This is a genomic window from Aquidulcibacter paucihalophilus (assembly GCA_030285985.1).
Lineage (GTDB): Bacteria > Pseudomonadota > Alphaproteobacteria > Caulobacterales > Caulobacteraceae > Brevundimonas.
The window spans coordinates 2,180,981-2,192,358 of record CP127384.1 but is presented as its reverse complement, the minus strand read 5'-3'; the positions used below and the strand labels follow the sequence as shown (position 1 = coordinate 2,192,358).

The following is an 11,378-nucleotide window of genomic DNA, read 5'->3' as shown; positions in this document are numbered from 1 at the left end:
CCCCCAGCCTCATGACTCATGAACATCGGAGCGATTCCATCCGCTGGCGGGGTTGAGGCAGCCATTCGGCGCGCCTCGAACGCGACCGGCGTGGACGCCGATTTCCTGGTCCGGACGGCGCGTCGCGAAAGCGCGATGAACCCGTCGGCCCGGGCTCCTACGTCATCGGCGGCGGGCCTTTTCCAGTTCATCGAACAGACCTGGCTCGGCACGGTGAAGGCGCACGGCGCCAAGCATGGCTACGGCCAGTACGCGGATCTGATTTATCGCGGCGGGGACGGGCGCTGGCGGGTCGAGGGCTCGGCACGCAACGTCGTGCTGGATCTGCGGTTCGATCCGCAGGCGGCCTCGACCATGGCGGCGGAGCTGACGGCTTCGAATGCGGCCTATCTGCGGGGCCGATCCGGACGCGAGCCCGGCGCGGGTGATCTTTATGCCGCCCATTTCCTCGGCCCCGCGGGCGCGGCCCAGCTCATGGATGCGATGGAGCGACGGCCGGGGGCCAGCGCTGTCGCCCTGTTCCCGCAGGCTGCCGCGGCCAATCGATCGATCTTCTATCGCGACGGCCGGCCGGCCACCGTGGCCGAGGTTCATGCCAATCTGCAGCGTAGCGCCGGAGACGGTGCTCCCGCATCGGCCGCCGGTGCCTTGCCGGATGCCCCTGACCTGAGCGAGCGCGATCGTATGCTCGCGGCGCGGCTGGATCGCCTCAAGCAGGACCAGAGCCTTCTGGCCCTGCTGATGGGGCAGGACGGCGAGAGCAAGGGCGGCGGCTTTGGAGGCGCGTTTGCACCGGAACCCGCCAAGAGCATCTGAGCCCGAATCCGGCGATGGTGAACCGCCCGTTAAGGATGGCGGGCCGATGCTGACCGGCAAAGCCTGGACCCGCCCATGACCGCTTACCGCGCCCGCCTGACCGAGATCGACATCCGCCGCCTGATCAAGGCGACGGACGAAGACGAGCGAGCCGCCGCAGCTCACAAGCTGTGCCGCAGCATGGAGAAGGCGGAACTGCACGACGACGATCGTGAGGCGGCGCAAAAGATCCTGCGCATGCTGGCCCAGGACGCGGCTGAGCTGGTGCGACGGGCGATGGCCGTGACCCTCAAGTCGTCCGACCTTATTCCGCGGGATGTCGCCAGAAAGCTGGCGGCGGACGTCGACAGCGTGGCCCTGCCGATCATCAACTTCTCTCCGGCCTTTACCGACGAGGATCTGATCGAGATCGTCCAGGCCGGATCGCCCCTGCGTCAGGTCGCGGTGGCCGGCCGTCCCGGTGTCGGCCGCGACGTGGCGACGGCGCTGGCTGAAGTGGGCTGCGAACAGGCCGTGCGCACCCTCGCGGCCAACGACAATGCTGACGTGGCCGAGGCTGCGCTGGGCCGTTGTATTGACCGTTTCGGGACCTCTCCCGAGATCGTCGCCGCCCTTGCCTACCGCCAGGTCCTGCCGCTGTCGGTGACGGAGCGGCTGGTTGAGCTGGCCTCCGAAGCCGTGCGGGAGCATCTGGTCACCCGGCACGCCGTCGCCCCCGAGACCGCGATCCGTCTGGCCGCCTTCGCCCGTGAACGCGCGACCGTCGACCTGGTCGACCAGGCGTCCAATCATGCCGACCTGCCGCAGTTTGTCGCCAAGCTCAACGCCCGCCGGGTGCTGACGGCCTCCCTCCTGCTTCGCGCCCTTGCCAGGGGTCAGATGGCCCTGTTCGAGCACGGCATCGCGGAACTGGCCGGGACGCCGCACGCGCGCGCCTGGCTGATGATCCACGACGCTGGGCCGCTGGGCCTCAAGGCCATCTACGACCGGGCGGGCCTGCCGCCGCGGCTTTTCCAGGCCTATCGCGCCGGGGTGGACACCTGGCGCACGCTGCAGGCTGAGGGGGCGGATACCGCAGGGGATTCCTTCCGCCAGCAGATGCTGGAGCGTTTCCTGACGCAGCGCCCGAACGCACCGCGTGAGGACCTGGCTTATCTGATGGAACGGCTGGACCATGATCCGCTGCCGGCCAAGGCCGAGGTCAGCGTCGCCGCCTGAACGCAAAACGCCCGCCGAAGGCGGGCGTCAGCGTCGGTGGCAGGTCCGGAAGCGGTTCAGCGGCGGTGGTCTGCGACCCGCGCTTCCAGCGTCTCGGCGAGGATCTTGCCGACCGGATGATCGTCGGTCTGGATCTCGTCCCGAACGACGGCCTTGATGGCGTCAATGTGGGCGTCCAGCAGCACGACCGGCGCGGCAGTACGTTTGGCGGGATCATCCAGCAGCTTGCAAAGCGAGCCGGCGAGGCGCGTCACCAGCGGATACTGGTAGGTCGTACCAAGCCCTTTCAGGTCATGGGCCCGGAAATAGAGGGCCTCCGCTGTCTCGGCACTGTAACCCGACTCGCGGATGTCGGCCTGGGCCTTGTCCAGTTTGACGATCTCGTCCTGCAGCCATTGTCCGAACTGCGACGACATCGCCTGCAAGGCCTGCTCGGCCTTGGCGATGGCGTTGGCGTCGATGCCGCCGAAGCCTCCGCCGACCTTCATGCGAAGGGTGTTTGGCGGGCGAATGACCTGGGCCGGGTTGCTCACGGCTGACTCCTGAGAACGGACTGCGGCGACCCTCGCACTCACGTCATTAAAAAGCGGTGCACGCTCGTCAGGATGCGAATTGCTCCGCGAGGACCCGTTCTTCAAAGGACCGGCCGGCGTCGAACAGCATCGTCAGGGCGATGTCCCGGCGTTCCTTGACTTCGACCCGCGCGACACGCCGGATCTCCAGATCGTCAGCGGTCGCGCTGACGGGCCGCTTGTCGGGCTCCAGCACTTCGAAACACACCTTGGACTGGTGCGGCAGGAGGGCGCCGCGCCAGCGCCGCGGCCGGAAGGCACTGATGGGCGTGAGCGCCAGCACGCGGGAATCGAGTGGAATGATCGGGCCGTGCGCCGAGAGGTTATAGGCAGTCGAGCCGGCGGCTGTCGCCAGCATACAGCCGTCGCAGGACAGTTCCTCCAGCCGGACGCGGCCGTCGACGGTAATCCGCAGCTTGGCGCTCTGGCGCGTCTGGCGCAGCAGGGAGACCTCGTTGATGGCCAGGCCGCTGTGCGCCTGACCGGCCTCGGTCCAGGCGTCCATCTGCAGGGGATGGATCACCGCGCGACCCGCGCCTGCGAGCCGTTCCAGCAGTCCATCCTCCTCGAAATCATTCATCAGGAAGCCAACCGAGCCGCGGTTCATCCCGAAGACGGGCGTTCGCTGGTCCATGACCGTGTGGAGCGTCTCGAGCATGAAACCGTCGCCGCCGAGCGCGACAATGACCTGTGCGTCGGCAGGTTCGACCGAACCGTATCGCGCCGTCAGCCGTTCACGCGCCGACTGCGCCTCGGGCCGGTCGGAGGCGGCGAAGGCGATGCGGAGGGGGGGCGGCGCTGGATCGATCACCGTCGCACGCAAGCCGAGCCCGAGGGCGAAGTCAAACGGCGGCTTTCAGTTCGTCCCGATCGGCCCCGATCAGGACCTTGAAAGCCCGGGCTGCCGAGCCCTGCGAAAGGGCACCCCGCAGCCACACCGGCTCCCCCTGGTCGCCGGGGAGAGATTCGTTGAGTTTGCGGAGTTCGGTCAGCAGCGTGGGGAAGACGGCGCGATCAATACCGACGGCGGCGCAGGCGTAATAGAGCGCCTCGGGCGTTGGAGCCGTCATGGCCGCGCGGACCTGGCACGCGGCGAATCCGCCCAGCGCCGACAGGCCATGGGTGAACAGGCTGAGCCGCTTTTCGCGCACAGCGCGGATCAGCAGGCCCGCACGCAACTGGCCCGCGGCCTGCAATTTGTCGATCAGTCGCCGTTCCATCTCATCGCGGTCGCCCTGATCCACCGGCTCCAGCTCGGGACCGGCGGGACGCATGGCACCTTTGACTGCGTCATGAATCGCCGCGCCCAATGCGGCCTCATCGACGTTGAAGCGGGCGGCGATTGACTGGCGAAGGGCGGTGCCGACCCACTGATAGAGCTGCTCCGCCAGGGCCTCGGTCAGCAGCGGGTGCCGGATGAGGGGGCCTCTCAGGGCGGCAATGCGACGGGAATGCTCGACCAGCCGCCTGACGCCCTCGGCGCTGATCTCGGCGGTGCGGTTGGTGGTCAGCGCCATGAGCACCGCGGGCTCGGCCTGGTCGATCACGGCGTCCGCCACGCGTCCGCTGATGTGCGGACGGCGCGCGACGGCGATCTGATGTTCCAGCGACGCCTCGATCAGCACCCGCAGCAGGTCTTCATCCTGGAGGATGGGGCTGGACTCGAGGATGGGTCGCGCGATTTCGATCTCGTCCAGCGCAAGGACGTTCACCAGGGCGGCAGGCGCCCATTCGGCGTGGGCCAGCTTCTCTGAAAGGGCCTTTCGCACCTCACGCTCTGCCTGGCGGGCGAGGGTCAGGAATATTTCGCCGAGGACGGGAGAGACCTCTCCGGACGGCGGACAGGCGTCACACAGGGCCACCACGCCCAGCAACAGGCGCTGGCGGGCCTCGGTGCTGGGGTTGTGCGCCAGGGCCAACAGCTCGCTGGGCCGCGGCGTGGCACCTGCGGTGGGACTGGCGGGCACGAGTTGGACGAGAACCACAGGCGTCTCCGGCGCACCGATGAAGGGGCAGCTTGATCGAAGCTAGGCCGCCCCCACTAAGACGCGGTTAACGGAAGCTGAATCTTGACGGCGGCTCCACACGGCGCGAGCGTGCGCGGCCAAGTAGAACGAGGATCAAGCCCATGGCCGATGGTGCCGCTGTTTCCCTGAAGTCCAGGGTGTCCGAGGGGGAATGGAACGCGCGGGTCGAACTGGCGGCCCTCTACCGTCTTGTCGCGCTGCACGGGTGGGACGACATGATCTTCACCCATATTTCGGCGCGCGTGCCGGGGCCGGAGCATCATTTCCTCATCAACCCGTATGGCTACTATTTCGAGGAAATGACGGCCTCCTGCCTGGTGAAGGTCGATCTGGACGGAAACATCGTCCAGGACACCACCAGCTTCATCAATCCCGCTGGCTTCACCATCCATTCGGCGATCCACGGCGCGCGCGAGGACGCCCACTATGTCATCCACCTGCATACGGTCGCGGGTGTCGGCGTGGCGGCGCAGACCGAAGGCCTGCTGCCTATTGGTCAGAACGCCTGTCTGCTCCAGCATCAGGTCGCCTATCACGGCTATGAAGGGCTGGCGCTGAACCACGAGGAACGCGAGCGGCTGGTGGCTGATCTGGGCGACAAGCCGCTGATGCTGCTGCGCAACCACGGCACACTGGCGGTTGGACAGACGGCGGCCCAGGCCTGGATCGGAATGTTCTTCCTCGAGCGCGCCTGCGCCCAGCAGATCGCGGCCCTGTCGGGAGGGCGTGAGCATGTGCTGTTCGCGCCGGACGCCGCCCAGGCGGAAACCAGGGAACAGGGCCGGGGCATCGGCTTCGTCTCCGCCCTGGCCTGGCCGGGTGCGCTGCGGATGCTGGACCGGAAATCGCCGGGCTACGACGTGTGAGACTGGTCGGCCGACTTCTGGCCGCGATGGCCTTTGCGGCGGTCGCTGGTCCCGCAGTCGCCGGCCCCTGGACCCAGCCGAAGGGCCAGGGTCAATGGATCGTCAAATACGAGGACATGAGGGCCGACCGAGGTTTCGGCCCTGATGGCGTGCTCGCCGACCTGCCGGGCGAACGCCTCGACATCGTCGCCGGGGTGTTCGCAGAGTATGGCGTCACCGACCGGCTGACGGTCCAGTTCAAGGGCGACTGGCAGTCCGGAGAGGACGCCTTTGTCGAATACGAGGGCCGGGGACCGGTCGAGATCGGCGTGACCTGGCAGGTGTGGCGTGACGACCGTGCGGCGGCCAGCCTCTATGCCGGCTATGCCGACGGCGGCGAGGGACGCAACGCCGGCTATGCGGCACCCGGCGTCGGCGACAGCGACTGGGAGGTGCGGGCCTCGGTCGGACGGTCGTTCGGCGGCCCCTCGTCCGGTGGATCGGGGCGGTGGGGTCCCAGCGGTTCATTCATCGACCTGCAGGCGGCGCGGCGGATGCGCGACGGCCTGCCGGACGAGACCCGCATTGACGCGACGGTGGGGGCGCACCTCAATGAGGACTGGATGGTTCTGGCCCAGGCGTTCGGCGGGCGGGCTGACGAGGGCGGACCGCGGTGGTTGTCCGTTGAGGCGTCCGTCGTTCGGGACTTCGGCGACTGGAGCCTGCAGGCCGGCTGGCGTCGGGCCGTTGCGGGTCGCGAGACGCCAGAGAGCGGCGGTCCGGTGATCGCCGTCTGGAGGCGGTTCTGAGCGCGACATTGGAGCGCGCATTTCGGCGACGGAAACCGGAACAGCATCCGTTACAAGGACTTTAGTTGCGTCGACGGCCCCGGCCGCTAAGTCGGCTCGTCCATTCACCAGAGAGCCTCCGCGTGATCAAACGCCACTTCTTTCTCGTCGCTGCTGCGCTCCTGCTGGGCCTGATGGTCCTGGCCGTTGTCCTGAGGATGGCTTTCGCCGGCGATGAGAAGGACGGCGGCGGTCCGGGAGGCCGTGGCGGCCCCGGCGGCGGGCGCGGCCAGTCGGTTTCCGAAGCGGTCATCGGCACGCGGTCCTTCACCGACGAGATCCGGGTCCTCGGCGTCGCGCGGGGCCGGCGCTCGGTCAACATCACCTCATCGACCAGCGAGCTGATTACCCGCGTCCTGTTCACCGATGGCCAGCGGGTCGCTGCCGGCACGCCTCTGGTCGAGCTCCAGGCGCGCGAGGAAGACGCCGGCATCATCGAGGCGCGGGCCCAGGTGGCCCAGGCCCAGCGCCAGTACGACCGCTACAAGACCCTCGCCGACCGGGGCATCGCTCCCCGTGTCACCGCCGAGGACGCCGAGACCGGACTGGAGACCGCGCAGGCCGCGCTGAACGCCGCCCAGGCACGGCGTGGCGACCGCATGATCCGCGCGCCGTTCGCGGGCGTGCTGGGGCTCAGCTCCGTGACGCCGGGCACCCTGGTCAGCCCGGGCGGGGTCATCACCACCCTGGATGACATCTCGGTTGTTCGTGTCGATTTCCCGGTGCCGGAACGCTACCTCGGCGTTCTGCGCGCGGGCACGCCGATCCGCGCCTCGATCGACGCCTATGGCGACGAAGTCTTCGGCGGCCGGATCGCCCTGATCGACACCCGGATCAATGAACAGACCCGGGCCGTGACGGCGCGGGCGGAAATCCCCAATCCGGGTGCCCGTATCCGGCCAGGTATGGCGGTGCGGGTGGCTGTCGAGCAGGGTCAGCGGACGTCCCCGGCCGCGCCCGAAGCGGCCGTGCAATATGAGGGCGACGGCGCGTTCGTCTATCGCATCGCCCGGGGTGATCGCGGCTCAACCGCCCAGCGGGTCGAGGTCGAGACCGGGTCGGTCGAAGGCGGATTCGTGGAAATCCTGTCCGGGCTGAACGTCGGCGACCGGATTGTCGGTTCGGGCCTGAACCGCATCCAGCCGGGCGCGCCCGTCCGCGTCGCGGGCCAGGGCGGAGGGCAGGGTGGACGCCGCCCGGCTGCGGGAGCCTCTCCGGCGCGGGGCGCCGCCCAATGATGCTTTCCGATCTCGCCGTCCGCCGCCCGGTATTCGCGGCGGTGGCGGCCATCGTGCTGTGCGTGATCGGCGCCGCGGCGTTCTTCTTCCTGCCCGTGCGCGAGCTGCCGGACGTAGATCCGCCGATCGTGTCGGTCAGCACCAGCTATGCCGGGGCCTCCGCCGAGGTCATCGAGAGCCGGATCACCGAGCCGATCGAACAGCAGATCGCCGGCATCCAGGGCGTTGAGCGGATCAACTCCTCAAGTCGCGACGGCCGCTCGAACGTCTCGATCGAATTCTCGCTGGACCGCAACATCGATGACGCCGCGAACGACGTGCGCGATCGCGTGTCCCGTGTCGTCGGTCGTCTGCCCGATCAGGCGCAGCCGCCGGAAGTGTCCAAGGCGGACAGCGACAGCCAGCCGATCATGATCCTGTTCCTGCGCTCGACGTCGATGAACCGGCTTGAGCTGACGGACTATGCCGATCGCTACCTGATCGACCGCCTGGCCACCGTACCCGGCGTGGCCCAGGTGCAGATCTATGGTGAGCAGCGCTACGCCATGCGCATCTGGCTGGACGCCGCCGCCCTCGCGGCGCGCGGCCTGACGGTCACCGATGTTGAGGCCGCCCTGACCGCCCAGAACGTCGAACTGCCCGCCGGCCAGCTCGAGTCCGGTCAGAAGGACTATACGGTCCGCGTCGCCCGCACCTATGCCCGCGCCGAGGACTTCCGCCAGTTGCCGATCGGCACCCGCGGCTCGGGCGGCACCGCAGCTGCCCAGACCGGCAGCGCGACGGCCTTGCCCAGCGGCGCGTCGGGCGCCATCCAGGGTCAGTCCGGCTACGTCACCCGGCTGGGTGACATTGCCCGCATCGTCGAGGGACCGGCCGAGGACCGCCGCCTGTTCCGCGGCAATGGACAGGACCAGATCGGTCTGGCCGTCACCCGTCAGGCCCAGTCCAACGACCTCGCCATCTCCAAAGGCGTCGAAGCGATGCTGGAAGACGTGCGTTCCAGCCTGCCCGAGGGCACGGAGCTGGTCATCGGCTCGGACAATTCGGTCTTCACCTCCCACGCCATCGACGAGGTCTGGATCACGATCGGCATCTCGCTGGCGCTTGTGGCCCTCGTGAACTTCATCTTCCTCGGCAGTTTGAGGGCGGCGTTCATTCCGTCGATCGTCGCGCCGATCTGCCTGCTGTCGACCTTCATCGTTCTGGCCCCGCTGGGCTTTTCCCTGAACCTGCTGACCCTGCTGGCCCTCGTTCTGGCCATCGGTCTGGTGGTCGATGACGCCATCGTGGTGACCGAGAATATCCAACGCCGTCTGGACCACGGCGAGCCCCCGCTGGTGGCCGCAGAGCGTGGCGCGCGTCAGGTGTTCTTCGCCGTGGTCGCCACGACCGTGGTGCTGCTGGCCGTGTTCGCGCCCTTGCTGTTCCTGCCGGGCTATGTCGGCCGGCTGTTTGTGGAGCTGGCCGCGGCCATTGCAGCGGCCGTGGCCTTCTCGGCCTTCCTGGCGCTCACGCTCTCTCCCATGATGGCCTCCCGAATCCTGCGTCCGGCGAAGACCGGTGGCTGGGTCGCGCGCAAGGTCGATCGCGCCATGGAGGCGCTGCGCAACTCCTATCAGAACTCGCTGCAGGCCCTGCTGGGCAAGCGGATCGCTGTCGCCGGCATGGTGGGACTGATCGTGGCCGTCGCCGCCGGGGCGGCCTTCATGTTCGTGACCCTGCCCAATGAGCTGGTGCCCGCGGAAGACCGCGGACGGGTCCAGATCCGTGTCCAGGGCCCCGAGGGCGCGGGCTTCGACTATACGCGCAACATCATGATGGGGATCGAGCCGATCCTCGCCGAGTACAAGGCCAGCGGCGAAGCCAGCAGCTTCCTGATCTCCGCGCCCGGCTTCGGCGGTGGCAGCTACAACTCCGGCAACGGCAGCCTGATCCTCAGCGACTGGTCCGAACGCGACCGCGCCGCGGACGAGATCGCACAGGAGCTGAACGGCAAGCTGCGCGGCCAGACCGACGCCCAGGTCAATGCTTCGGTCCCTGGCGCATTCCAGCGCGGCGGCGGCAACTCCAACTCGATCGAGATGGTCGTTACGGGCGCCGAATACGAGGACATCTACAAATGGCTGCAGCCGGTCCTCGCGGCCTCTCTGGAGAACCCCGGCTTCTCGCGGCCTCGTCTGAACTATGAGCCGAATGCGCCGCGCCTGCTGGTCGATGTCGATCCGGAGAAGGCCGCAGCCCTTGGCGTCTCGTCACAGGCCATCGGCCGTACGCTGGAGACGATGTTCGGCTCCCGGCGTGCGACCACCTATCTGCGCGGCGGCCAGGAGTATGACGTCATCCTGCAGACCGAACGCGCCGACCGCCGCAGCGTCGCTGACCTCGAGGCCCTGTATGTCGCGACAGGATCCGGCCAGCTGGTGCCGCTGTCCGCCGTCGTCACCACGGAAACCTCGGGCGATACGCCGGACCGGCGGCGGCTGGATCGCCAGCGGGCCATCTCGATCTCCGCCGATCTGAACCCGGGCACGACCCTCGTGGACGCGACCGAGTTCATGACCCGTGTCGCGCAGGAGCAGCCGCAGGGTGTCGTCACCACCCAGTGGGGTGGAGCAGCGCGCGATCAGCAGGAGGCGGGCGGCGCCGTTGCCGCGGCCTTCGGCCTGGCCCTGCTGCTGGTCTTCCTTGTGCTGGCGGCGCAGTTCGAGAGCTGGATCACGCCGGCGGTCATCATGCTGACCGTGCCGCTGGCGGCCGCCGGCGGCCTGTTCGGTCTGGTCATGGCGGGCTCGAGCCTCAACATCTACAGCCAGATCGGCCTGATCATCCTGATCGGCGTGGCGGCCAAGAACGGCATCCTGATCGTGGAATTCGCCAACCAGCTGCGCGACCAGGGCCGGTCCATCCAGGAGGCGATCATCGAGTCTTCAACGCTGCGCCTGCGCCCGATCATCATGACCTCGATCGCCACCGCCTTCGGCGCCTTGCCGCTGGTGCTGTGGCAGGGCGCGGGCGCGGGCAGCCGTCAAACCATCGGCGTGGTGATCTTTGCAGGCGCCATGTTCGCGACGCTGCTGACCCTCTTCGTGGTGCCCGTGATCTATGGCGCGCTGGCTCGCTTCACCAAGTCGCCGGACTACACCGCTCGCAAGATCGAGGAGTGGGAAGCCCAGGAGACGACCGCCAATGACGCCGTTCCGGCGGCGGCGGAGTAGGCGACAGGACGTCTACTCCGGCGCGTAGCCGGTCTCGACCTTGAGGAAGGCGATCACGTCGCGGCGGTCCGTTGCGTCGGGGATGCCGGCGAAGCTCATCTTCGTGCCCTTCAGGAAGGTGCGCGGGTTCTCGAGCCACTGGTCCAGCCGCTCTCCGTCCCAGACGAACCCGGCCTCCTTCATGGCGGTGGAGTAGTTGAACCCGGGATGGGCACCGGCCTGCTGGCCGAAGACCCCGTAAAGGTTCGGGCCCGTCATGTTCGGGCCGCCTTCGGTGATGGTGTGGCAGGAGCGGCAACGCGCGAAGACCCGACGGCCGTTGTCCAGATCCCCTGCATTCCAGGGCGCGGGAAGGGTGGCGAGGATCGCCGTCTTTTCTGCGGCGTCCGGCGCGGGCGCGGGCGGGGCCGCAGCCGCAGCGGGAGCGGCGGTCGCGGCGGCGGCCGAAGGCGCCTCTTGGGCCGGCTGTTCTGCCTGGCCGCAACCGGTCAGGGCGAACGTGGCGAGAGCGATGAGAGCGGGACGGTGCATCGTTAGTCTCCGGGTGTCTGCGCCCGTGATAGCCCAACCATGGCGCCGTTCAATGGGCTGCGGCGAGA

Annotated in this window: 10 protein-coding genes; 6 read left to right on the top strand and 4 right to left on the bottom strand. The window is 68.3% G+C overall.

Translation table 11 applies throughout. The annotated features are described in order from the left end of the window. The first annotated feature begins 18 nt into the window (after window positions 1-18). Both KB221_10745 and KB221_10740 read left to right on the top strand, forming a co-directional pair. Window positions 19-816, top strand: coding sequence for a transglycosylase SLT domain-containing protein (locus tag KB221_10745; GenBank protein WIY68565.1), 798 nt, complete (start codon window positions 19-21; stop codon window positions 814-816). Window positions 817-891: 75 nt separating this feature from the next. Then, window positions 892-2,034, top strand: coding sequence for a DUF2336 domain-containing protein (locus KB221_10740; protein WIY68564.1), 1,143 nt, complete (start codon window positions 892-894; stop codon window positions 2,032-2,034). A gap of 56 nt (window positions 2,035-2,090) precedes the next feature. Here the strand turns inward: KB221_10740 and KB221_10735 are convergent, their stop codons facing one another. From KB221_10735 to KB221_10725, 3 genes are all read right to left on the bottom strand, one after another. Further along, a complete protein-coding gene (locus tag KB221_10735; GenBank protein WIY68563.1) occupies window positions 2,091-2,567 on the bottom strand; it encodes an Hpt domain-containing protein in 477 nt (158 codons plus the stop codon). A 67-nt stretch (window positions 2,568-2,634) separates the two neighbouring features. Next, entirely contained in the window at window positions 2,635-3,414 is a 780-nt protein-coding gene (locus KB221_10730; GenBank protein WIY70913.1) for an NAD kinase, read from the bottom strand. A gap of 34 nt (window positions 3,415-3,448) precedes the next feature. Continuing rightward, window positions 3,449-4,591: a DUF2336 domain-containing protein gene (locus KB221_10725; protein WIY68562.1), complete on the bottom strand. Its 1,143-nt coding sequence runs from the start codon at window positions 4,589-4,591 to the stop codon at window positions 3,449-3,451. Window positions 4,592-4,734: 143 nt separating this feature from the next. Between KB221_10725 and KB221_10720 the strand changes: the two genes are divergently transcribed. The 4 genes from KB221_10720 (at window position 4,735) to KB221_10705 (ending at window position 10,779) form a co-directional block, all read left to right on the top strand. After that, a complete protein-coding gene (locus tag KB221_10720; protein WIY68561.1) occupies window positions 4,735-5,499 on the top strand; it encodes a class II aldolase/adducin family protein in 765 nt (254 codons plus the stop codon). A gap of 2 nt (window positions 5,500-5,501) precedes the next feature. Then, entirely contained in the window at window positions 5,502-6,287 is a 786-nt protein-coding gene (locus KB221_10715) for a hypothetical protein (GenBank protein ID WIY70912.1), read from the top strand. Window positions 6,288-6,409: 122 nt separating this feature from the next. Further along, window positions 6,410-7,564, top strand: coding sequence for an efflux RND transporter periplasmic adaptor subunit (locus KB221_10710; GenBank protein ID WIY68560.1), 1,155 nt, complete (start codon window positions 6,410-6,412; stop codon window positions 7,562-7,564). Next, on the top strand, window positions 7,564-10,779 hold the full coding sequence (locus KB221_10705) for an efflux RND transporter permease subunit (GenBank protein ID WIY70911.1): 3,216 nt from the start codon (window positions 7,564-7,566) through the stop codon (window positions 10,777-10,779). Before KB221_10710 ends, KB221_10705 begins: the two co-directional genes overlap by 1 nt. Before the next feature lie 12 nt (window positions 10,780-10,791). On the opposite strand, the gene KB221_10700 is transcribed toward KB221_10705, so the two are convergent. After that, window positions 10,792-11,310, bottom strand: coding sequence for a cytochrome c family protein (locus KB221_10700; GenBank protein ID WIY68559.1), 519 nt, complete (start codon window positions 11,308-11,310; stop codon window positions 10,792-10,794). Window positions 11,311-11,378 lie beyond the last annotated feature (68 nt).